Origin of the sequence: Rhodoferax sp. (assembly GCF_034519335.1) — a bacterium.
Classification (GTDB): Bacteria; Pseudomonadota; Gammaproteobacteria; order Burkholderiales; family Burkholderiaceae_C; genus Allorhodoferax.
In genome coordinates, this window is sequence record NZ_JAXHOL010000028.1 from 56,647 (window position 1) to 79,605 (window position 22,959).

At 62.8% G+C, this 22,959-nt stretch carries 19 protein-coding genes, 1 tRNA gene and 1 pseudogene; 11 read left to right on the forward strand and 10 right to left on the reverse strand.

Annotated features, from left to right (window positions below):
- Positions 1-418: 418 nt before the first annotated feature.
- The 7 genes and pseudogenes from U5O12_RS12365 to U5O12_RS12395 form a co-directional block, all read right to left on the reverse strand.
- Positions 419-494: transfer RNA gene (locus U5O12_RS12365), tRNA-Thr, on the reverse strand.
- A gap of 37 nt (positions 495-531) precedes the next feature.
- A complete protein-coding gene (locus U5O12_RS12370) occupies positions 532-1,560 on the reverse strand; it encodes a class 1 fructose-bisphosphatase (protein WP_322578933.1) in 1,029 nt (342 codons plus the stop codon).
- A 24-nt stretch (positions 1,561-1,584) separates the two neighbouring features.
- Positions 1,585-4,293, reverse strand: a complete 2,709-nt coding sequence (gene pepN, locus U5O12_RS12375; RefSeq protein ID WP_322578934.1) for an aminopeptidase N — start codon at positions 4,291-4,293, stop codon at positions 1,585-1,587.
- A complete protein-coding gene (locus U5O12_RS12380; RefSeq protein WP_322578935.1) occupies positions 4,277-4,915 on the reverse strand; it encodes an HAD family phosphatase in 639 nt (212 codons plus the stop codon). Before U5O12_RS12380 ends, pepN begins: the two co-directional genes overlap by 17 nt.
- Before the next feature lie 137 nt (positions 4,916-5,052).
- A pseudogene (locus U5O12_RS12385) lies at positions 5,053-6,155 on the reverse strand (PCRF domain-containing protein); the annotation flags it as partial.
- Between the two features lie 74 nt (positions 6,156-6,229).
- Positions 6,230-7,525 (reverse strand): hypothetical protein, encoded by a 1,296-nt coding sequence (locus tag U5O12_RS12390; RefSeq protein WP_322578936.1) that lies wholly within the window; start codon positions 7,523-7,525, stop codon positions 6,230-6,232.
- Positions 7,526-7,599: 74 nt separating this feature from the next.
- Positions 7,600-8,502, reverse strand: coding sequence for an alpha/beta hydrolase (locus U5O12_RS12395; RefSeq protein ID WP_322578937.1), 903 nt, complete (start codon positions 8,500-8,502; stop codon positions 7,600-7,602).
- 25 nt (positions 8,503-8,527) lie between these two features.
- On the opposite strand from U5O12_RS12395, the gene U5O12_RS12400 reads away from it, so the two are divergent.
- From U5O12_RS12400 to plsY, 5 genes are all read left to right on the forward strand, one after another.
- Positions 8,528-10,399, forward strand: a complete 1,872-nt coding sequence (locus U5O12_RS12400) for an acyl-CoA synthetase (RefSeq protein WP_322578938.1) — start codon at positions 8,528-8,530, stop codon at positions 10,397-10,399.
- Positions 10,380-11,213, forward strand: a complete 834-nt coding sequence (locus U5O12_RS12405) for a hypothetical protein (protein ID WP_322578939.1) — start codon at positions 10,380-10,382, stop codon at positions 11,211-11,213. The genes U5O12_RS12400 and U5O12_RS12405 overlap by 20 nt, the downstream gene beginning before the upstream one ends.
- Before the next feature lie 69 nt (positions 11,214-11,282).
- Entirely contained in the window at positions 11,283-12,350 is a 1,068-nt protein-coding gene (locus U5O12_RS12410) for an aldo/keto reductase (RefSeq protein ID WP_322578940.1), read from the forward strand.
- 38 nt (positions 12,351-12,388) lie between these two features.
- Positions 12,389-12,880 (forward strand): aminoacyl-tRNA deacylase, encoded by a 492-nt coding sequence (locus U5O12_RS12415; protein ID WP_322578941.1) that lies wholly within the window; start codon positions 12,389-12,391, stop codon positions 12,878-12,880.
- A 14-nt stretch (positions 12,881-12,894) separates the two neighbouring features.
- Complete coding sequence (plsY, locus tag U5O12_RS12420) at positions 12,895-13,527, forward strand: glycerol-3-phosphate 1-O-acyltransferase PlsY (RefSeq protein WP_322578942.1); 633 nt, start codon at positions 12,895-12,897, stop codon at positions 13,525-13,527.
- 20 nt (positions 13,528-13,547) lie between these two features.
- On the opposite strand, the gene U5O12_RS12425 is transcribed toward plsY, so the two are convergent.
- From U5O12_RS12425 to U5O12_RS12435, 3 genes are read right to left on the reverse strand one after another with little or no spacing between them, the layout of a single operon-like run.
- The gene (locus tag U5O12_RS12425; protein WP_322578943.1) at positions 13,548-14,519 is read right to left on the reverse strand and encodes an HD-GYP domain-containing protein; all 972 of its coding nucleotides are present in this window, start codon (positions 14,517-14,519) and stop codon (positions 13,548-13,550) included.
- Positions 14,519-15,160 (reverse strand): retropepsin-like aspartic protease family protein, encoded by a 642-nt coding sequence (locus U5O12_RS12430; protein WP_322578944.1) that lies wholly within the window; start codon positions 15,158-15,160, stop codon positions 14,519-14,521. Before U5O12_RS12430 ends, U5O12_RS12425 begins: the two co-directional genes overlap by 1 nt.
- 4 nt (positions 15,161-15,164) lie before the next feature.
- Positions 15,165-15,650 (reverse strand): YajQ family cyclic di-GMP-binding protein, encoded by a 486-nt coding sequence (locus U5O12_RS12435; protein ID WP_322578945.1) that lies wholly within the window; start codon positions 15,648-15,650, stop codon positions 15,165-15,167.
- A 118-nt stretch (positions 15,651-15,768) separates the two neighbouring features.
- Here U5O12_RS12435 and murB point away from each other — a divergent pair, with 118 nt between their 5' ends.
- From murB to dinD, 6 genes are all read left to right on the forward strand, one after another.
- Entirely contained in the window at positions 15,769-16,839 is a 1,071-nt protein-coding gene (gene murB, locus U5O12_RS12440; RefSeq protein WP_322578946.1) for a UDP-N-acetylmuramate dehydrogenase, read from the forward strand.
- 60 nt (positions 16,840-16,899) lie between these two features.
- On the forward strand, positions 16,900-17,838 hold the full coding sequence (locus U5O12_RS12445) for a complex I NDUFA9 subunit family protein (RefSeq protein ID WP_322578947.1): 939 nt from the start codon (positions 16,900-16,902) through the stop codon (positions 17,836-17,838).
- Between the two features lie 199 nt (positions 17,839-18,037).
- Positions 18,038-18,991, forward strand: coding sequence for a nuclease-related domain-containing protein (locus tag U5O12_RS12450; RefSeq protein ID WP_322578948.1), 954 nt, complete (start codon positions 18,038-18,040; stop codon positions 18,989-18,991).
- Between the two features lie 49 nt (positions 18,992-19,040).
- The gene (locus tag U5O12_RS12455; protein WP_322578949.1) at positions 19,041-21,473 is read left to right on the forward strand and encodes a DEAD/DEAH box helicase family protein; all 2,433 of its coding nucleotides are present in this window, start codon (positions 19,041-19,043) and stop codon (positions 21,471-21,473) included.
- Positions 21,470-22,099 carry a restriction endonuclease subunit S gene (locus tag U5O12_RS12460; protein ID WP_322578950.1) on the forward strand — a complete coding sequence of 210 codons (630 nt, stop codon included), beginning with the start codon at positions 21,470-21,472 and terminating at the stop codon, positions 22,097-22,099. Before U5O12_RS12455 ends, U5O12_RS12460 begins: the two co-directional genes overlap by 4 nt.
- The gene (gene dinD / locus U5O12_RS12465) at positions 22,089-22,955 is read left to right on the forward strand and encodes a DNA damage-inducible protein D (RefSeq protein ID WP_322578951.1); all 867 of its coding nucleotides are present in this window, start codon (positions 22,089-22,091) and stop codon (positions 22,953-22,955) included. Before U5O12_RS12460 ends, dinD begins: the two co-directional genes overlap by 11 nt.
- The last annotated feature ends 4 nt before the right edge of the window (positions 22,956-22,959 follow it).

Below are 22,959 nucleotides of genomic sequence, written 5' to 3' on the forward strand. Positions count from 1 at the left end.
GCCACCGAGCTGGCTTTGTCGCTTCTGGACCCTAGAACGCGCTGGCTGGCTTTGCCGCACCCACCGCCCCGGCCCGGCCCGGCCGAGATCGTCGCTCCTGGAGCGTTCTGGAGGGTCGGTTTTGAAAGCGTCCAGCCTAATCCGGGCACAATCAGACGGTGAAATGGAGCTTTTCAGCCGCCTTTAAGGCAGTGTGACCAGGCTGTGGATAACCCGAAACTGCCCCGTTTTAACCCTTGCTCCAACATCGTGGGCCTCATGCTCCACGATCGCGGCCGTTTACAAAACTTCAAATTTCCGCGCTCCTGTGTCGGAGAAATGGCTTTTAGGGACCTCCGGGGCGTCTAAAAATGAAGATAAGTTATGTGTTTGTGCCGCGAAAAAGCCCCTCGCTTTAACAGCGAGGGGCTTTCAAATTTGGTGCCGGAGAGATGAATCGAACACCCGACCTTCTCATTACGAATGAGCTGCTCTACCGACTGAGCTACACCGGCAACTAAGCCCGCAATTATAGCGAGCCGCCTCTCACCATCAGGCCGCTTCTGAGTGGTAACGGGTGGCGCGTTCCACCTCGTTTTTCGATCCCAGGAACACGGCCACGCGCTGGTGCAGCTTGGTGGGCTGGATGTCCAGGATGCGTTGTTTGCCGTCAGTCGCAGCGCCACCGGCCTGCTCGATCAGCCAGCCCATGGGGTTGGCTTCGTACATCAGGCGCAGCTTGCCTGGCTTCTCGGGTTCGCGCTTGTCCCAGGGGTACATGAACACGCCGCCGCGGGTCAGGATGCGGTGCACATCGGCCACCATGCTGGCAATCCAGCGCATGTTGAAGTCTTTGCCGCGCGGGCCATCGACGCCTTGCAGGCATTCGTCGATGTAGCGCTTCACCGGTGCGTCCCAGTGGCGCATATTGCTCATGTTGACGGCGAACTCCTGGGTGTCTTCGGGCACACGCACGTTCTCTTGCGTCAGCACAAACGAGCCTTGCTCGCGGTCCAGGGTGAACATGGCCACACCGTCGCCCACGGTCAGCACCAGCGTGGTCTGGGGGCCGTAGATGCAGTAGCCTGCGGCAACCTGCTGGGTACCAGGTTGCAAAAAGTCCTGTTCGCTCACGCTAGGGCCTTCGGGGGCCTTGAGCAACACGCTGAAGATAGTGCCGATGCTCACGTTGACGTCGATGTTGCTCGATCCATCCAGCGGGTCAAACATCAGCAGGTATTCGCCCTGCGGGTAGCGGTTGGGCACGGTGTAGATGCCTTCCATTTCCTCGCTGGCCATGGCGGCCAGGTGGCCACCCCATTCGTTGGCTTCAATCAGCACTTCGTTGGCGATGATGTCCAGCTTCTTCTGGATTTCGCCCTGCACGTTTTCGCTCTCGGCCGCACCCAGCACGCCACCCAGTGCGCCCTTGGTCACGGCCAGGCTAATGCTCTTGCACGCGCGCGCCACCACCTCCAGCAGCAAGCGCAGCTGGGGTGGAATGGTGCCTTCGCCTCCGGCGTCTTGGCTGCCGCGCTGCTTCTCGATGAGGTAGCGCGTAAGCGATATGCGTTGTGTCATGAAAACTCCCTGGGTTCTAAAAAATCAATCCGCCAGCGCGCGGTCCACGACCTCGCGCACATCGTTGCTGAGGTCGGTCTTGGCGGCCACGCGCACCAGTGCTTCGCGCGCCGCGCTGCGGTAAGGCTCGGCCAGCTTCTTCCAGCGGTCCAGCGCGCGGGCCAGGCGTGCGGCGACCTGGGGGTTGATACCGTCCAGTTCCATCACGCGGTCAGCCCAGAACACATAACCCGCCGCATCTGCACGGTGGAAACCACCAGGGTTGGCGCTGCAGAAGCTGAAGATGACGCTGCGTGCGCGGTTGGGATTGCGGATGTTGAAGTCCGGGTGGGCCAGCAGTTGGCGCACCGCGGGCAGCACCTGGCCACCGCGGTCGCTCGTTCCCGCTTGCAGGGCAAACCATTTGTCCAGCACCAGGGCCTCATCTTTGAATAGCGCGTGGAAGCGGGCCAGGGCCGGCGCTGCCAGTGTGTGGCCGCTGCCCACCAGGGCCGCGAGTGCATTGAAACGGTCGGTCATGTTGCTGGCGTCTTTGAAGCGCGCAAGCGTTCGGCCGGGCCACACGGCATCGCCGCTTTGCACGGCGGCCAGGTTCAAGAAAGTGAGGGCCATGCCTGCCAGGGCGCGGCGGCCGCTGGACACAGGGTCGGGGCGGTAGGCGCCATTGTCCTTGTGGACCTCGAAAGCCCATTCCCAATCGGCCTGCAGGGCGGTGGCCAGCTGCAGGCGCATGGCGTCGCGCACGGCGTGGATGCGCTGCGGGTCCACCACGTCCAGTTGCTCGGCGATGTAAGTTTCGCTGGGCAGGGTCAGCACCAGTTCCTTGAACGCGGCGTCCAAAGTGGGGTGGCGCAGCACGGCGCGCATGGCCGCAATATAGGCATCATTTAGCGGTGTAGTGACCGCAGTATCTGCGCCAGCAGCTATTGAATTGATAGCGCTGCGCAGTGCCAAGCGCTGGCCAGCTTCCCAGCGGTTGAACGGGTCAGGGTCGTTGGCCAGCAGGGTGAGCAGCTGGGCATCGGTGTAGTCAAAGTCCAGCACCACGGGCGCGGAGAAACCACGCAGGATGGAGGGCACGGGCTCCTCAGTTACTCCCGTGAAGGTGAGGCTCTGGCTGGCTTCGGTCAGCACAAAGAGGTGGCTGTCGGCACCGGTCACGCTGCTGCCTTGTACCTGCAGTGGCAGGGCAGCACCGCTGCTGGCACCCACCAAGCCGAGGCTCACGGGGATGACAAAGGGCTCTTTGGCCGCCTGGCCCGGCGTGGGCGCGCAGCTTTGCGTGAAGTGCAACGTGTAGGTTTGTTCTGCGGCGTTGTATTCGCCACGCGTGGCCAGGCGCGGTGTGCCAGCCTGGCTGTACCAGCGCTTGAATTGGGGCAGCAGGTTAGCCAGGGCCGAGCCAGGGTTGGCGTCGGCAATGGATTGGGCAAAGTCGTCGCAGGTCACAGCCTGGCCGTCAAAGCGCTCGAAGTACAGCGCCATGCCTTTGGCAAAGCCCGCGCGGCTGGTCAAGGTCTGCATCATGCGGACCACTTCGGCACCCTTCTCGTAGATGGTGACGGTATAGAAGTTGTTGATCTCGATGTAGCTGTCGGGCCGCACCGGATGGGCCATGGGGCCCGCGTCTTCGGGGAACTGGGCGGTGCGCAGCACGCGCACGTCTTCAATGCGCTTGACGGCGCGGGCCGATGGCTCGGCGCACAGGTCCTGGCTGAATTCCTGGTCGCGGAACACGGTCAGGCCTTCTTTCAGGCTCAGCTGGAACCAGTCGCGGCAGGTGATGCGGTTGCCGGTCCAGTTGTGGAAGTACTCGTGGCCCACCACGCTCTCGATGTTGCTGTAGTCCACATCGGTGGCGGTGGCCTGGTTCGCCAACACGTATTTGGTGTTGAAGATGTTCAGGCCCTTGTTCTCCATGGCGCCCATGTTGAAGTCGCTGGTGGCGACGATCATGAAGCGTTCCAGGTCCAGCGGCAGGCCGAAGCGGGCTTCGTCCCAAGCCACGCTGGCCATCAAGGAATTCATCGCGTGCTCGGTCTTGTCCAGATCGCCGGGGCGCACATACACCTGCAGCAAATGCTCTTTGCCCGCTCGGCTGGTAATGCGCTGCTCACGTGCCACCAACTGGCCGGCTACCAGGGCGAACAGGTAGCTCGGCTTTTTGTGCGGGTCCACCCACTTGGCAAAGTGGCGGCCGTCTTCCATCGCACCGCTGTCCACCAGGTTGCCGTTGCTCAGCAGCACAGGGTACTTGGCCTTGTCAGCGCGCAGGGTCACGGTGTACATGGCCATCACATCCGGGCGGTCCAGGAAGTAGGTGATGCGGCGGAAGCCTTCGGCCTCGCACTGCGTGAAGAAGGATTCGTTGCTCACATACAAGCCCATGAGCTTGGTGTTCTTCACCGGCGCACAGGTGGTGAAGATTTCCAGCGCAAAGGGCTCGTTGCCTTCGGGCAGGTTTTCCAGCACCAGCTGGTTGTTCTCCATCTTGAAGCTGGTGCCTTGGCCGTTTACCAGCACGCGGGCCAGGTTCAGCTCTTCGCCGTCCAGGCGCAGGGGCTGGGCCGCCACGTCGGGGTTGCGGCGCAGCGTCATCTTGTTGAGCACGCGCGTCTTGGCCGGGTCCAGGTCAAAACTCAGGTCGACGGTGTCGATCCAGTAGGCAGGGGCGGTGTAATCGCCGCGGTGGATCACCGCAGCCGGGCCCGAGGCCTCACGAAGTTGCAACATGGTGGGTCTCCAGAAATTGGGATGCGATCAGGGCGTGGTAATCAGGCACCACGGCCAGCACGTGGGGGCCGGCGAGTTCATCAGGGTGGTGGCTGCTGGCGATGCCTACGGCGCGCATGCCGGCGCGGCGTGCGGCTTCGATGCCCAGCGGCGCATCTTCAAACACGATGCAGCGCGCGGGCTCCACGCCCATGCGGCGTGCGGCCTCTAGAAAAATGGCGGGCTCGGGCTTACCAGGCAAACCTTCGTCGCCGCCCACGGTGGTGAGTGGGGCAATGGGCATCTGCAGGTGCTGGTAGGCAAAGGCCTGGTTGTGGCGGTCGCCCGCCGTGCCCACGCCCAGCTTCAGGCCACGCGCATGGGCGTGGCCGAAGAAGGCCTTGAAGCCCGCTACCTCGGCAAAGATGGGCGCAAAGATCTCGCGGTACACGGCTTCCTTCTCGTGCACATGCGCCAGGGCCTGGTCCACCGACATGTCGGGCTGGTCGAACAGGTCGCGCATGCACTCGATGCCGGTGCGGCCCGTGGTGCGGCGCATCAGGTCGGCAATGTCCACGTCCAGGCCCTGGCGCTGGGCAAACACTGCCCAGCTTTCCTTGTGCGAGGGCATGGAGTCGATCATGGTTCCGTCCATGTCGAAGATTAAGGCCCCCACGCTTGTCACTGCGTGTACTGCGCTGCCCCCCAGGGGAGCTAATTTTCCTTGGGGCGGCCCGGCGGAAAATTGCGCTTGCGTTCCGGATGCATGCACCATCATCAGATACCTTGTTTGAGCGACGCCTGGATGAACACATCCAGATCACCGTCCAGCACCTTTTGCGTAGCCGAGACTTCGACGTTGGTGCGCAGGTCCTTGATACGGCTGTTGTCCAGCACATAAGAGCGGATCTGGTGGCCCCAGCCCACGTCGGTTTTGGTGTCTTCCAGCTTTTGCTGGGCTTCTTGTTGTTTGCGCAACTCGAAGTCATACAAGCGGCTGCGCAGGCGTTTCCACGCCACGTCGCGGTTGCTGTGCTGGCTACGGCCGTCCTGGCACTGCACCACGATGCCGGTGGGGATGTGCGTCAGGCGCACGGCCGAGTCGGTCTTGTTGATGTGCTGACCGCCGGCGCCCGACGCACGGAAGGTGTCGGTGCGCACGTCGCTGGGGTTGATCTCGATCTCGATCGAGTCATCAATCTCGGGGTACACAAACACCGACGCGAACGAGGTGTGGCGGCCGCCCGAGCTGTCGAACGGGCTCTTGCGCACCAAGCGGTGCACGCCGGTTTCTGTGCGCAGCAGGCCAAAGGCATATTCGCCTTCGATCTTGATGGTGGCGCCCTTGATGCCGGCAGTGTCGCCGTCGGTGATGTCTTCCACGGTGGCGGTAAAGCCCTTGCGCTCGGCGTACTTGAGGTACTGGCGCAGCAGCATGCTGGCCCAGTCGCAGGCCTCGGTGCCGCCGGCGCCGGCCTGGATGTCCAGGAAGCAGGGCAGGGGGTCGGCCGGGTTGTTGAACATGCGGCGGAACTCCAGGCCCTCAATGATGGTCGGCCAGCTTGGCGGTTTCGCCTTCGATGGTGATCAGGCCGTCTTCGTCGCCGTCTTCCTTGCTCATCTCGAACAACTCGGTGTTGTCGGAGAGGTTGCTGGTCAGCTCATTGAGCGTGACCACCACGCCGTCCAGCATCTTCTTTTCTTTGCCCAGCTCCTGGGCACGTTTGGGGTCGTTCCAGACGCTGGGGTCTTCTAGCGATGCATTGACGGTGCGCAGGCGCTCGGCTTTGGCATCGTAGTCAAAGATACCCCCGAAGTTCCTGGGTCCTGCTCGTCAGGTCTGCCAGGGTGGTGCCGATAAGGTTGACGCGCTCTGCTTCGATCATGGTGTTCTCGTTCTGCTGAATGGGGAAAACACCGATTTTCTCATGCTTGGGCGCCCCGGCGGCGCCCCGGCCTAGCGTCCGAACAGGCCTTTGAGCGCTTCGCCCACCCCGGGTATGCCCGGCAACACCGGCAAGAGCGACTTTTGCTCGGGCGCCTGCTCGCTTTTGTCCGTCTTGCTGGAGGGTGCTTCGGCAGCTGCGCGGCGCCTGCCAGCGCTGTCTTCCAGCGGCAGCATGGCCTGCGATTTCACGCGTACGCGGGCTGACCACTCGGGGGCCCAGGCCACGCGGCGGTCGGCAGGGCGGGGCGGGTAGGCCAGGTTCAGTTCCTGTCCATAGGCCATGCCTTGCACCATGGCGCCCTTGGAATTGGCAAAAATGCCAGCCGGAATGGCGCACTGGGTCTGGCTGGTGGGCAGCAAGGTTTTGTCGGCCAGCCAGAGATCCAGGTTGGGCGTGCTCAGGTAATCCATCAGGCCCCAGCCCGGCTCGGGTGTTTCGGATGAGCTCCACAGCACCATCTCGCCGTCGTTACCACCCATGGCGTTCAAGAAATACGCACGTGCCTGCGGCTGGGCCGGCCAGGCCAGGGTGGTGGCATTGGCACCGCCCCCCGTGCTGGACAGCAGCATCGGCGGCATGAAGTCTTGCACCTGGCCGATGGAGAACTGCAAGCTGGCCGGAATGCCCTCGCCCGACACCTTGTGCTCGCCCTGCAGCGAGGCGCCCTTGGGCACCTGTTGTTTGCTCTGGGCATTGGGCCAAATGGCGTGGCCCGGTGCGGCTGTGGCGCCGCGCTCGCGGGTGGCGCGGCCGCGCATAAATTGGGCATAGTCTGCGGGTTTGGCGTTGGTCAGGTCCAGCACCTTGGGCTGGCCGGCGCGCACGGTGTCGCTGCAGCCCCAGTAGAGCAGGATGCGACCCTTGGGTTGCTCGGGCATGCCGTCGTCCGTTTCGCGGTCGCGGCTCTGGGGCACGTTGCTTTTGGCGGCCACAGGCTCTGGCGGCAGCAGAGGCAGGCTGGCACCCAGGCCCAGGCCCGCGGGAATGGTTTGGGTGGCTTGCGTTCCTGCAGGCTTGCGCTGGGTGGCCACCGCAATGTCCAGCCAGCGGCCCGGCATCATGCCCTTGGTGGCGCCAAAGCTGTTGTCGCCCAGACCTTGCATGCCCATCATGCCAGCGGCCATGCCACCCAAGGCACCCAGGTTGGGCAGCTCGTCCATATCGGCCATGCGCACCGTGGCCACGTCCATCCAGTACTGCGCCACCGGGGGGCGGACCACCTGGGATTGCGCCATGGCGGTGGTGCTGCTAACGGCCAGCACCAAGGTGCTGACGAGGGGCGAGGGTCGATTGCGGGCTTGCATGGAATCTCCTGAAGCGGTGCGGACGTTGCGCCGCATTATCAACCTGCCGTGTGTCGCTGTGTGTACGCGGCGCTTCAGGCGATAAAGCGTTCGATCAGCGCGGCCAGCACCTCCGGCTGATCGTGGTGCATCATGTGGCCGGCGTCCTCAATGCGGGCAATCTCCACATGGGGCACCACCTGCAGGCGCTCGTGGTACTGGGCCAGCGTGAACTTGCCACGCCACCACAGGTCCAGGCTGTTGTCCGAGGCCTCCACCGCCAGCACCGGCATGGTCAGGCGCTTGTAGATCTCCAGCACTTCCTCCACGCGGTAGAGCTGTGCATTCGATACCTTGTGGGCCGCGTCTCCCAGGATGCTCCACTGGCCATCTGGTGTTTCTGCGGCCCAGTGGCGGGCTAGCCAGTCGGCCTTGTCCTGCCCCAAACGTGGGTTGGTTTTCATGAGGCGGCGGGCCACACCGTCCGCGCTGTCATAGGCCTTCAGGTCCATCTCGCCCGCGTGCAGTTTTTTCAGCTCGTCCATCCACGTGGCAAACCGGCCCGGCGCTTGCGCGGGAATCGTGGCGGGCATGCCAAAGCCCTCCAGGTTCACCAGGCGGCGAATCCGCTCTGGGCGCACACCGCCGTAGAGCATGACCACATTGCCCCCCATGCTGTGGCCCACCAGGTTTACCGGCTGGCCGGGGGCGTAGTGGTCCAGCAAAAAGTCGAGGTCGGCCAAGTAGTCGGGGAACCAGAAGTTGTCGGCGCCGGGCGCGTTGGTTTTGCCGTAGCCGCGCCAGTCGGGGGCGATGATGTAGTGGTCCTGCTGCATGGCGTCCACCACAAACTGGTAACTCGCGGCTACGTCCATCCAGCCGTGCACCATCACCAGCGGCACCTTGCCGGGGGCAGGCTCGCCCCAGACCTGCACGTGGTAGGTGAGATTACGGATGGGGACAAATTCGCTGCGTGGGGCTCTTTTGACTTGGTACATTGGAGGAATCATAAGGAGACAGCGCATGCCCGTCAGTCAAGGCAGAGACAAGCCACCCCGCCAGAAGCAACCGAATCCGCCGGCCGCCTACACCGCATTGCATGCGGGCTTTGGCTGGCAAGTGCCGCAGCACTTCAACATGGCGCAGGCCTGCAGCCAGCGCTGGGCGGCGCTGCCGGATGCTACTAAAAGAGTAGCTGTTCGCGCATATTCTGCGGGCGCTACAGATACTTTTTATACCTATTCTGAGCTGCAGGCGCAGGCCAACCGACTCTCCAATGCGCTGCGAACCCTGGGCGTGCAGCGTGGCGACCGTGTGGGCATCGTGCTGCCGCAGCGTTTCGAGACGGCGGTGGCCTACATGGCTGTGCTGCAGCTGGGCGCGGTGGCTATGCCGCTGTCCATGCTCTTTGGGCCCGAGGCGCTGCAGTTCCGCCTGCACGACAGCGAGGCGGTAGTCGCCATCTGCGACGCCGGTTCGCTGCACGCTCTGAGTAGCGTGCGCGCGCAGTGTCCGCTGCTGCGCTCGGTCATCGGCGTGGGCGAACCTTCTGCCACGCGCGGTTTGGCGGACTTGCACTGGAGCGCGGTGCTGGCGCAGGAGCCTGAGACCTTCACGCTGGTGGACACCCTGGCCGAAGAGCCCGCGGTGCTGATCTACACCAGCGGAACCACGGGCAACCCCAAGGGCGCGCTGATTCCGCACCGCGCGCTGATCGGCAACCTGCCGGGCTTTGTGGCCAGCCAGAACTGGTTTGGCTTCGAGCCATTCTCCGCAGACCAAGCTCCCTCCCCCGCGCGGGGGAGGGCTGGGGTGGGGGCGAGCCGTCTTGGGGCAAAGCCCAGTCTGCCGGAGCCAAAGACCCAGAGCGTCTTTTGGTCTCCGGCAGACTGGGCGTGGACGGGCGGGCTCATGGATGCATTGCTGCCCAGCCTGTACTTTGGTCGCCCCATCGTGGCCTACAACGGCCGCTTCAGCCCGCAGACGGCACTCGAATTGATGCGCGACTGCGGCGTGACGCACACCTTCCTGTTTCCCACCGCGCTCAAGGCCATGATGAAGGCCTATCCGGGGGCCAAGGGCAAAACCGTGCGCCAGCAGTTCAAGCTCAAGCTGCAAGCCATCATGAGCGCGGGCGAGGCCGTGGGCGACGCCGTGTTTGGCTACTGCGAGGCGCAGCTGGGCGTGCCGCCCAACGAGATGTTTGGCCAGACCGAGATGAACTACATCGTCGGCAACTGCAACCGGCTTTACCCCTCCAAGCCCGGCAGCATGGGCATGGGCTACCCCGGCCACCGCGTGGCGGTGATTGACGACGAAGGCAACGAGTGCCCGGTTGGCGTGCCTGGGGATGTGGCGCTGCACCGCTATGACGTGCACGGCCACCCGGACCCCATCTTCTTCCTGGGCTACTGGAAGAACCCCGCCGCTACTGAGGGCAAGTACACCGGCGACTGGTGCCGCACCGGCGACCTGGCGGTGCGCGACGCAGACGGCTACCTCTGGTACCAGGGCCGCAGCGACGACGTGTTCAAGGCTGCGGGCTACCGCATCGGCCCCGGCGAGATCGAGAACTGCCTGGTCAAACACCCGGCCGTCATCAACGCCGCGGTGGTGCCCAAGCCCGACGCCGAGCGCGGCGCGCTGGTCAAGGCGTACGTGGTCATTGCTCCTGATTTCATAGCTGCTTGCGCAGGTGATACGGGCGCTACGGCCCAATTGCATGCCAAACTCACGGTCGAGCTGCAGGCCCACGTGAAAGGCCAGCTGGCGCCCTACGAGTACCCCAAAGAGATCGAGTTTGTGGACGCCCTGCCCATGACCACCACCGGCAAGGTGCAGCGCCGCGTCTTGCGCTTGCAAGAAGAAGCACGTTATGCCGCTGCCCGCGTTTAAGGTTCCATTTCGGCTCACGCTGCGACAGCACATTGCTTGGGTGAGTGTGAGCAAGTGGCTGGCCTTGCCCCTGTTCTCCTTCTTGCAATATGCGTTCAGCACCTGGCGCAGCGTGTTTTTGCTGACCCTGGTGCTGAACGTTGCGTTGGCCGTGTTCCTGTTTGTTGCCTTGCGCGCCTGGGAGATGAGCCTGCGCCGCCAGTTTGTGCGCGAGGCGCCGCTGCCGCGTTTTCTGGGGGCCAAGCTCATGGCGCAGTACCCGCAGCTCAGTGCGCGCGATACCGAGCTGGTGTTGCACGGCCTGCGCCAGTTTTTCATGGCGCACCTGCGCAGCGGCCGGCGATTTGTCGCCATGCCCTCCAAGGTGGTGGACGCGGCCTGGCACGAGTTCATCTTGCACACGCGCGGCTACGCGCAGTGGTGCGATGCGGCCTTTGGCAGCCTGCTGCACCACAGCCCTGCCGAAGTGCTGGGGCGTGATGCCCGCCGTAACGACGGGTTGCGCCGTGTTTGGTACTGGACCTGCAAGGAAGAGGGCATCAACCCCCGCTTGCCCAGCCGCCTGCCCTTGTTGTTTGCGCTGGACAAAAAATTTGGCATTCTCGGTGGCTACAGCTACGTGCCCGATTGCCGCGACATCGACCGCCAAAGCGGCTCTGGCGACCACTGTGGCACCAGCTTTGGGGGCGAGGGCGGAAGTGGCAGCGACGCGCCGGGCGACGCCGGTGGCTTTGGTGGCTCTGAAGGCTCGGGCGGTGGCGCAGACGGCAGCTCCGACGGTGGAGGTTGCGGGGGAGGTTGTGGCGGCGACTAGGTTATTCCTGCCGCGCTACCATCGCCCCATTGCCGCGAACCCCTCACATTTTTTACTCCCAGCTTTGCAATGAAAACCATCCAACTCGGCCGCAGCGATCTGCACGTCACCCCCATCTGCCTGGGCACCATGACCTTTGGTGAACAGGTGGACGAGCCCACTTCCCATGCCATCCTGAGCCGCTCGCTCGAGCGCGGTGTGAACTTCATCGACACGGCCGAGATGTACTCCGTGCCCCCGCGCGCCGAGACCTTTAACCTCACCGAAAAAATCATCGGCAACTGGATCAAGGCCAACCCCGGTGCGCGCGAAAAGCTGGTCATCGCCACCAAAGTGGCGGGCCCCTCACGCGGCATGCCCTGGGTGCGCAACGGCAGCAGCAACCTCACCGCCGAAGACATCGTGGCCGCGGCAGATGGCAGCTTGAAGCGCATGAACATCGATGTCATCGACCTCTACCAGATCCACTGGCCCGTGCGCCACGTGCCCATGTTTGGCGGCATGTACTACGACCCCAAAAACGAAAACGTGGGCGGCAGCGCCATTGAAGAGCAGCTGCGCGCCATGGACACGCTGGTCAAGGCCGGCAAGGTACGCGCCATCGGTCTGTCGAATGAAACCTCGTATGGCGTGCACGAGTTTGTGCGCCTGGCGGAGCAGCACGGTCTGCCACGCATTGCCACCGTCCAAAACAACTACGGCCTGTTGGCGCGCACGGTGGAAAACGGCTTGGACGAAACCATGCACCGCTTGGGCGTGTCGCTGCTGCCGTATTCGCCGCTGGCCTTTGGCCTGCTGACTGGCAAATACGACGAGGAAGGTTTGACCGGCGACAACGTCTCGCAAGATTGGCGCCTGCGCAAGTTCGAATCTACCCGCAAGCAGCGCTGGGGTCGCCCCGATGCCTTGAAGGCCGCGCGCCGCTATAACGCGCTGGCCCGCGAATTCGGCTTCACGCCCAGCCAGATGGCCCTGGCCTTCTGCTACACCAAGTGGCAGGTGGCCAGCACCATCATTGGTGTGCGCACACTGGAGCAGCTCGATGCCAACATCGACGCCTTGGGCACCGTGTTGCCCGAAGAGCTGCTCAAGAAGATCGACGAAGTGCGCTGGGAAATCCGCGACCCGGCGGTGTGACGGAAACAGAGATGCAAGGCGTATGAAAATACGCCCTTATGGCCAAAAAAGACCACGTCTCTGAAACCCCCGCGACCCAGTTGCTCAAAGCGAACAAGGTGGCGTTCACCGAGCACCCCTACGAATACCTGGAGCATGGCGGCGCGCAGCACAGCGCGGCGGTGCTGGGCTTTGACCCCTTCACCGTGGTCAAAACGCTGATCATGCAAGACCAGGACGCGAAGCCCCTGGTGGTGCTGATGCACGGCAACCGCAAGGTGTCCACCAAAAATCTGGCACGGCAGATCGGCGCCAAGTCGGTCGAGCCCTGCGCCCCCGAGGTGGCCAACCGCCACAGCGGCTACCTGGTGGGCGGCACCTCGCCCTTTGGTACGCGCAAGACCATGCCCGTCTACATCGAGTCCACCATTCTGGACTTGCCCCGCATCTGCATCAATGGCGGGCGGCGTGGGTATCTGGTGGGCATAGCGCCGAATGTGTGTGTGCAACTGCTGGGCGCCAAGCCTGTACAGTGCGCGCTGGAAGAGTGATTGGAGAACCTGTAGTGAATTCTGTGTTGTACCCCTTGTTGGCCACCGTAGCCGCCTACCTGATTGGCTCCTTGTCGTTCGCCGTCATCGTGAGCCGTGTGATGGGCCTCAACGACCCGCGCACCTACGGCAGCAAAAACCCAGGCGCCACCAACGTGCTGCGCTCCGGCTCCAAGGCTGCGGCCGTGGTCACGCTGCTGCTTGACGCCATCAAGGGCTGGCTGCCCGTGATGGCCGTGACATGGTGGGGCGAGCCCTATGGCTTGGGCGGGGGTACCGTAGCGCTGGTGGGGCTGGCTGCGTTTCTGGGCCACCTGTACCCTGTGTTTTTCAAGTTCGTGGGTGGCAAGGGGGTGGCCACGGCGCTGGGCGTGCTGGTGGGCGTGAGCGGCTGGCTGGGCCTGGCCGTGGGGCTGACCTGGCTCATCATCGCCTACTTCTTCCGCTACTCGTCGCTGGCTTCATTGGTGGCGGCGCTGTTTGCCCCGGCCTACTACGTGTTTGGCAACCAGGTGGCCTGGGCCATGGACAAAAGCGTGCTGCTGTCCATGTCGGTTATGTCACTGCTGCTGATCTGGCGCCATGCCGAAAACATCTCCCGCCTGGTGCAAGGCAAAGAGTCCAAGCTGGGCCAGAAAAAGGCGTGAACCTGCGGTGCTGCTGTGGCCTAGGCCATGGCCAGCGCCTGGCTGCCCAGCTGCAAGATGTAGAAGTGGTTAAGCGGCGCCCGCACCGCGGATGAGGGCAGCGCCGAGCGGATGCGCGGGTAGGCCTCTGCCGTGCTGTGCAGGCGCGGGTTGTTTTCCAGCTCGCCGCCGGGCTTGCCCACCACCACCACAAAGGGCTGGTTGCTCTTGGCGCTGCGGCGTACCACCACGCCCAGTTCGTCGTTGTCCAGCCGCACATAGGTGCCGGGCGGGCACAGGCCCACGGCGCGCACCAAGGCCTGGCCAATCTCGTCCACCGAACTGGTGACCCGTGTCATCACCGAGCGGGCCGATTCAATGGCGCTGCGGCCCGAACGCGATTTGCGCGGGCTGATCATGGCCGCATAACGGTCCACCACTTTCAAAATGCGCGCCAGCCGCACCGAGGGGGCCGCCGTGCGCATGTCGTCCTTGTCCACCGCATCGTCGTGGTGGCTGGAGACGATGTCCAGCCAGTCATCGTCGGCCACGCCCAGGTTGGCCAGCATCATCGCGCTCTTGATAGGGTGGACGCGGATGGCGTCTTGTTGCGCGGGCGTGGGCTTTTCGGCCTGGCCTGCCAGCTCGTCCTGCAGCGCCGTCATGGCAATGTTCATGGTGAGCGCGGCATGCACCAGGCTGTTGCGCTCTTTTTGGGGCAGGCGCAGCTCGGTGGCCACCAGGTGGCACAACACACCACACACCAGCGCGTGCGAAGCGCTGTACCCCACCGGCGAATTGCTGGCCAGCTGGAACAGCAGGTACAGGCCCACATCCGGGTCGCGTTGCAGCAGGCCCTGCATCCAGCGGTCGTATTGCAGCACCCGGTGCGAAAACTGCTGCGCACTGTTGGGGCTGCTCAAAATAATGCCTAGCCCGCTCTCCAGGTCAGACCACTGGCCCAGCAGATCCTCGTAGGCGTTTTCGTCGCGCACGTCCATGGCCTTTGGCATCAGAAGCGCCGCTCCAACACCATCTGGTCGTTGTTGCGCGTCATCTGGAAACGACTCAAAAAACTGTTGCCCAGCAGCACATAGGGCATGCCGCCGGGGGACACCACGGCCTCCACGCCACTCACCATCACATCGCCCACGCGCACGGTGTTCAGGGTGACGCGCCAGCCCTGGGTCACGCCATTGGCCGTGCTCATTTGCACAGCCTGGCCATTTTGGTAATTGAGCCCGATGCGTTTGGCATCGGCCACACTCATGGCCACCGTGGTGGCACCGGTATCCACCATGAATTGCACTACGCGGCCATTGATCTGGCCGTCGGTCAAAAAGTGTCCACCGGGGCCCACGGCCAGCACCACGCGGTTGCCGCTGAGCTGCTCACCCGCGCCGCTGCCCACGCTGGCCGGGGCATCGCCCACCCGCATGGACACGCGCTTGCCGCCCATCTCCAGGGTGATTTGCTCGCCCTGAATCGCCACCACCTTGATGCCCTTGTGCACCTCGCCCACGGCCACGGCCTTGGGGAAACCGCCGTCCACAATCAGCAGCGCCTTGTTGCCCAGCGTACCGTTGATCGCAACCGATTGCGCCCACGCCGGGGCGGCAAACAGCAGGGCGGCGGCCAGGAACAGGGTTTTCATAGGCTTAGTCGCGGAAGTTGTCGAAGCTCAGGGGAATGTCGGTCACGTCTTTGCGGATCAGCGCCATGGCGGCCTGCAGGTCGTCGCGCTTGGCGCCAGTGATGCGCACTTTTTCTTCCTGAATGGCGGCCTGCACCTTCAGTTTGCTGTCCTTCATCAGGCGCTGGATCTTCTTGGCCAGTTCGGCCTCAATGCCGTTGCGCACCTTGATCACCACCTTGACCTTGTCGCCGCCCATTTTTTGCACATCGCCACGGTCCAGAAAGCGCACATCCACTTCCTGCTTGGTGAGCTTGTTGCGCAGCACGTCCTCGATCTGGTCGAGCTGGAACTCGGCATCCCCAATCAGGGTGATTTCCTTGTCCTTGATCTCGATCTTGGCGGACGTGCCCTTGAAGTCGAAGCGGGTGGCGATTTCCTTGGCGGTGTTTTCCACCCCGTTTTTCACCTTGACCAGGTTGGCTTCGCAGACGGTATCAAAAGAAGGCATTTTTTGTATTCACTAGAGAGAAAGCACCCCTGCACGGCTCCGGGGTGCGCAATAAACCAGGGTGGCCCGCGCCGTGGGCCTGCCCAGGGCGACGGAGCCCCGGTGCGACAATCTTGACATGGTAGTCGAGAAAAATGTTCCCCTGCAGGCCTTCAACACCTTTCGCATCGTGGCCAAGGCCCACGCCCTGGCGCGCGTCACCAGCGAGGCCGACGTGCAAGCCCTGCTGGCCGATCCTGCCTGGGCAGGCGCGCCCACCTTTGTGCTGGGGGGCGGCAGCAATATTGTCCTGACCGGGGACGTGAAACCCCTGGTGCTGAAGGTCGAAGTACCCGGCCGCCGCCTGGTGGCCGAGACCGACAAACACTGGGTGGTGGAGGCGGGGGCCGGCGAAAACTGGCACGACTTTGTGACCTGGACGCTGGACCAAGGCTACCCCGGCCTGGAAAACATGGCCCTCATCCCCGGCACAGTGGGCGCATCGCCCGTGCAAAACGTGGGCGCCTACGGCGTGGAGTTGCAAGACCGTTTTGAATCGCTGGACGCCATCGACCTGCAGACCGGCCAGGTCTTCACCCTGAACGCGGCCCAATGCGCCTTTGGCTACCGCGACTCGGTGTTCAAACACGCCAGCAAGGCCGATGGCAGCAGCCACCAGGCCCTGGGTCTGAAAGACCGCGCGCTGATATTGCGCGTGCGGTTTGCCCTGCCCAAAGCCTGGAAGCCCGTGCTGGGCTACGCCGACCTGGAACGCAAGATGGCCGAGTCCGGCATCACCCAGCCCACGGCGCGCCAGATTTACAACTGGGTGTGCGAGGTGCGCCGCGCCAAGCTGCCCGACCCCAACGTCATTGGCAACGCGGGCAGCTTCTTCAAAAACCCCACCGTCACCCCCGAGCAATGCGCCGACATCATCGCCCGCGAGCCCAAGGTGGTGCACTACCCGCTGCACGACGGCTCGGTCAAGCTGGCCGCTGGCTGGCTGATCGACGCTTGCGGCTGGAAAGGCAAAAGCGTGGGCCAGGCCGGTGTGTACGAGAAGCAGGCCCTGGTGCTGGTGAACCGCGGTGCCGGGGTGAACGGCGAAGGCGCCACCGGCGGCGAGGTGATGACCCTGGCCAAAGCCATCCAGACCAGCGTGTACGAACGCTTTGGCATCTTGCTGGAGTCGGAGCCCGTGGTGGTGTAGGGCGCCTGTCCAAAGCCCCCCAACCGGCATGGCCGCGCCACAACGCGGTAGATTGCGGGCATGAACACTATTTTGGTATTGGGCGGCACCGGCTTTGTGGGTGCCCATGTGTGCGAAAAACTCGTGCGCGCTGGCTGGCATGTCACCGTGCCCACGCGCAGACGCAAAAACGCCCGCCACATCCTGCACCTGCCCAGCCTCACCGTGCTGGAGATGGATGTGCACGACCCCGCCGCCCTGGCGCGCGCCGTGCAGGGGCACCACGCCGTGGTGAACCTGGTGGCCGTGCTGCACGGCAACGCCGCCCGCTTTGACGCCGTGCACGTGGCGCTGCCCAAGGCCCTGGCTCACGCCTGCAGCGCCGCCCAGGTGCGCCAGCTGGTGCACATCAGCGCGCTGGGTGCCGATGCGCAGCACCCTGACGCCGCCCCCTCGGACTACCTGCGCAGCAAAAGCCGTGGCGAAGCCGCGCTGCAGCAGGCCGCAGCGTCCGCCCCCTGGCAGCTCACGCTGCTGCGCCCCAGCGTCATCTTTGGGGCAGAAGACAAATTCTTGAACCTGTTTGCCCGCCTGCAGACCATCGCCCCCGTGGTACCGCTGGCTGGGGCCGATGCCCGCTTCCAGCCCGTCTGGGTGCAAGACGTGGCCGACGCCGTGGTGCGCAGCGTGGCGCCCACCGCCCCCGGCGGCGTGGTGGAGGTCTGTGGCCCCAATGTCTACACCCTGCGCCAGCTGGTGCAACTGGCCGGGCAGCTCAGCGGAGTGAACGAAGGCCGCGGCCGCCCCGTCATCGGGCTGCCGCAGTGGATGGGCCGCCTGCAAGCCCTGGCCATGGAATGCCTGCCCGGCGAACCGCTGATGAGCCGCGACAACCTCGACTCCATGCGCACCCCCAACGTGGCCACCGGCCAGCACCCGGGGCTGGCGGCACTGGGCATCATTCCCGCCGCGCTGCCCCCCATCGCCCAAGAGTACCTGCGCCGCCACAGCGCAGACTAAGGTCTGCTGGGCGTACGCATGAAGCGCTAGTGCACCCGTGGGCGGCGCAAATCGCTATGAGTTTGATAGCTGCTTGCGCAACATCCACGGCCTGAAACGCCAATTTGGCTATAAGCCAAAGGGCCACCCCAACACCCGCTACAGTAGTGCCCCAGAGACCGTGCCAACGGCCCAACACGCGATTCACAGGGAGGGGAGCATGCTGCTCAAATCAGCCGACGACAAAACCAAGCGCCTGGCGCTTCTGGAAGACCTGCAAAAGTCCACCCTGCTGGACGTCCGCCAGAAAGACTGGCTGCGCACCGAGCTGCGCAACCTGCGGGCAGGCATCAAAGGCGAGCAAGCCGCAGCGTTTTACCTGGACGGCCACTACAAAGACGGCCAAAACAATGTGCTCTTGCACGACCTGCGTTTTAAGCTGGACGAGGAAGTGGCCCAGATCGACCACCTGGTCATCAATCGCACCGGCTACATGGTGCTGATTGAAACCAAAAACTATTCGGGTGACCTGGAAGTCAACGCCCATGGCGAATTCACCGTGCGTTATGGCCAAGACCGCTACGGCATCCCATCCCCTTACGAGCAGAGCCGCCGCCACGCGCGCATTCTGGGCAAGCTGCTGGAGCGGCTGGAGATCAGCACCCGCACCGACAAGCTGCCCGAGTTCCACAACGTGGTCATGATGCACCCCCAGGCCACCATTCAGCGCCCCGACCCCAAGGCCTTTGACACCAGTTTTTTCATCAAGGCAGACCAGTTCCCCGCCTGGCATGAAAAGCTGGTGGAAGGCACCAGCACGGGTGGCTTGTTCAAGGCGCTCTTCAATATGCGCAGCCCGGACACCATCAAAGAATGGGGCGAAAAGCTCAAGCGCCAGCATCGCGCGGCAGACCTTCTGGCGCTGCCAGACTTTATGCAGCCCAAGCAGCATCTTGTGCAGGCGGCGCAGACACCTAAACTCGCAGCGCCAGTGCCCAAGGCCGAGCCGGCGGCGGTTGCGCCTGCTGAGGCTGACGCCTCACTGGCCAAGAAGCTCGTCTGCGCCCACTGCCGTGAGAAGATCAGCTTCCCAGAGGGCAAATTCTGCTGGAACAACGCCAAGCGATTTGGCGGGTTGCAGTATTGCCGGGAGCATCAGGGTCTATTTTTGTGATTCGCATAGCAGCGCAGGGGTTTCGTTTGGGAGGGCAAAAGTTGTGAGCATGAATGAAGCGGATACCCGCTACCACTTGATCGATCCGCAGCTTCGCGCTAAAGGCTACGTTAGCCGGGACCACATCACGCTGGAAACCATACTCACGCCAGCGGCGGTGGAGCCCAGTGGCACCAAAGGCCGTCGCCGCAAGGGGCCGGGTCGCACCGACTACTTGCTGTGTGTGCAAGTGGGCGACATGCCCAAGCCATTGCCTGTGGCCGTACTGGAGGCCAAGAGGGAGGGCGAGGACCCGCTCAAAGGCATGCAGCAGGCCAAGCGCTATGCAGATTGCGAACGCTTTGATGTGCAATACGTGTTCTCTACCAACGGCCATTTGTATGGCGAGTTTGACCTCACCACCAGCCTGCAAAAAGGCCCTGACCTGTTCGCTGACTTCCCGCACCACCCAGACCTGCGCGCGCGCTATGCGCAAGATCGCGGCATTGATATCACCCGGCCTGAAGCTGCCATGCTGTTTCAGGCAGACAGCCCCGCCTGGGCACAAAGCCGCTACTACCAAGACGCCGCCATTCGCGCCGCCTTCGAGAAAATTCTGCTGGATCGCCAGGCGGGCAAACCAGCGCGTGTACTGCTCACACTGGCCACGGGCGCAGGCAAAACCATCATTGCCACCAACCTGCTGTGGCGCCTGAGCCAAGCCGGGCAGCTAGCCAAACCAGCGCTTTTCTTGTGCGACCGAGATGAGTTGCGCACACAGGCCTACAACAAACTCAAGGCCGCCTTTGGCGACAACGCCCGCGTCGTCAAAACCGAACGCGGAGTCAACGCGGCTGCCAATGCCCGTATCCACATTGCCACCTACCAAACGCTGGGCTTAGACGACGACGCGGACGAAGATGACGCCGACGGCTTTGCCAGTTTTCTGACCGAGCACTACGGCTCAGACGCCTTCAGCGTCATCATCATTGACGAATGCCACCGCTCTGCCTGGGGCCGCTGGTCCGAGGTGCTGACGCGCAACCCCAACGCCATCCACATCGGGCTGACCGCCACCCCGCGCAGGCTGGACGAATCCAAGAACTCCAGCGAAGAAGCGAAACAAGACTTCGTCATCACCGCCAACAACCGCCAATACTTTGGTGAGCCGGTGTATGAGTACACACTCATTCAAGCGCAAGAAGACGGTTATCTGGCCGCCTGCGAAGTCGTGCGGCGCAAGGCCAGCATCGATAAGCGTGTGTTCACCAAAAAAGAAATTCTCAAGGCCGGTGTCAAAGACATCCGCACCGGCAAGCTCTTGACCGAAGAAGACCTGACCAAGAGCGAGTACACCGGCAAAGACTTTGACGACGAACTGTTCATAGAGCTGCGCACGCCCAAGATGTGCGAAGACCTGTTTCAGCTCTTGTGCGGCAACGGTGGGCCAGAGCAAAAAGTCATCATCTTCTGCACCCGCGAGATCCATGCCGACCGCGTGGCCATGCAGATGAACAACCTGTACACCCGCTGGTGCAAAGAGCAGGGCCAAACGCCCAAAGACCACTACGCCTTCAAATGCATGGGCGGCGCCAACAATGGCTCCGACATGATCGAGCCCCTGCGCGGCTCTGGCGAGCGCGCCTTCATCGCCTGCACCGTGGACCTGCTGGAGGCAGGGGTGGACATTGAGCGGCTGAATGCCGTGGTGTTCTTTCGCTACCTGCAGTCGCCCATCAAGTTTTACCAGATGCTGGGGCGCGGAACGCGCATCCATGAGGAAACCCAGAAGTACAAGTTCTGGCTATACGACTACACCGATGTGTCGCTGCTGTTTGGCACCGACTTCATCACCAAGCCACCCAAACCCGGTAGCGGAGGCAGTGGTAGCGGAGGGGGCGGCGGTGACGACGAAGATGATGACGGAGACGGCCCCAAGGTCGCGGAAATGCGTGGCGACTTTGTGACCATCAACCCGGAAGGCCGCTTTATCCCGGTGCTGCGCGATGGCCGCGACACACTGATCCCCATTGACGAATACCGCCGCGAGGTGATTCAGCGCGTGGTGTCCGAGGCGCATAGCCTGGACGAATTCCGCGCGCTGTGGATCGAGCAGCAAAAGCGCCAGCAACTCATCAGCCACTTGCTGGGCGACAACTTCAGCCCGGATGTAATCCGCGAAATGGACCAGATGAACGACTTTGACCTGTACGACTTTTTTGGCAAATACGGCTACCACGCCCGCGCCCTGAAGCGCCCCGAGCGCGGCGCACTGTTTATCACCACCAACCAAAGCTGGTTTGACGGCATGGCCAACAACGCCGCCACCGTGCTCAAGGGCTTGGGTCAACAGTTTGCGCAGGGCGGCACCGATGCGCTGGAAAGCCCCAACCTGTGGGAGGTGCCGGAGATCAAGGTGGCGGGTGGCTTGAATGCCCTGCGTGGGTTGGGTGCGCCGGGGTCGGTGATACGTGAAGCTAAGACAAGGTTGTTCGGGATATGAGTAATTGGCCTTTAGTCGCGTTACGCGACGCAGCTGACATAGCGGCAGGAATTACGCTCGGTCGAAAGACCAAGGAAATTGAATTGCTGGAAGTGCCCTACCTCCGGGTAGCGAATGTGCAAGACGGACGCCTTGCGCTGCAGAGCGTAAAAACTGTGCTTGCAACCCGGCGGGAAATCGAAAAATGGACGTTGCGCGATGGTGACCTGCTACTCACCGAAGGCGGGGATTTGGACAAGTTGGGACGGGGGACTTGCTGGCGGGAGCAATTGCCGGTGTGCATACACCAGAACCACATTTTTCGAGTGCGATTACCCCTCGACTTGTATGACCCGGATTTTGTTTCGTTGCAGGTTGGGTCTCCATATGGAAAAGCCTACTTTCTTGCTAATGCGAAGAAAACGACAGGCATTGCATCTATCAATCAACAGGTATTGGGGGCGTTCCCCTTAATTTCCCCTCCTTTGAAGGAGCAGCGGGCAATTGCTGCCACGTTGAAGGACCAAATGGATGAAGTTGAAAAGGCACGTCAAGCAACATTGGTGCAATTGCGAGAAATCAACGCCCTTCCCGGTCGTATCCTTTCCCAAGCCTTTACCTCACAGAGGGACCACCATGGCCAATAGCCGCATTGCCAAGCTGCACCACGCTACCTTTGAAGGCATTCGCCATGTGGATGCCGATGGCAATGAATTTTGGCTGGCGCGGCCCCTAGCCAAGGTGTTGGACTATTCGGAATACCGGCACTTCTTGCCTGTGGTGGAGCGCGCGCGGGAGGCCTGCCGCAACAGTGGCCAGCCCGAGGCAGACCATTTCGAGGACATCCTCGATATGGTCGAAATTGGCTCGGGTGCGCGGCGTGAACTGCCCGATGTGCGGCTATCCCGTTATGCCTGCTATCTGGTGGTGCAAAACGGCGACCCTAGCAAACCCGTGATTGCCAACGGCCAGACCTACTTTGCTACGCAGGCGCGCCGCCAGGAATTGGCCGACGGTGCCAAGTTTGCGCAACTGAACGAAGACGAAAAGCGCCTGGCCATTCGCAACGAGCTGGCCACCCACAACAAGCAATTGGCTGCTGCGGCCAAAGACGCGGGGGTGGAAACGCCCCTGGACTACGCCATTTTCCAAGACCACGGCTACAAAGGCCTGTATGGTGGCTTGGGCAACAAAGATATTCACGCCCGCAAGGGGCTCAAGACCAGCCAAAAAATTTTGGACCACATGGGCAGCACTGAGCTGGCGGCCAACCTGTTCCGCGCCACACAAACCGAAGAGAAGCTGCGCCGCGACCAAGTGAGTGGCAAACGTGATGCCAACCAGACGCACTTTGAGGTGGGGCGCAAGGTGCGCAAAACCATTGCCGAGCTGGGCGGCACCATGCCGGAGAACCTGGCGCTACCCGACAACAGCATCCAGCAGATTGAATCTGCCAAGAAGAAACTGGCGAAGACGCTGGACAAGAAAATTCCTAAGAAATAACCCC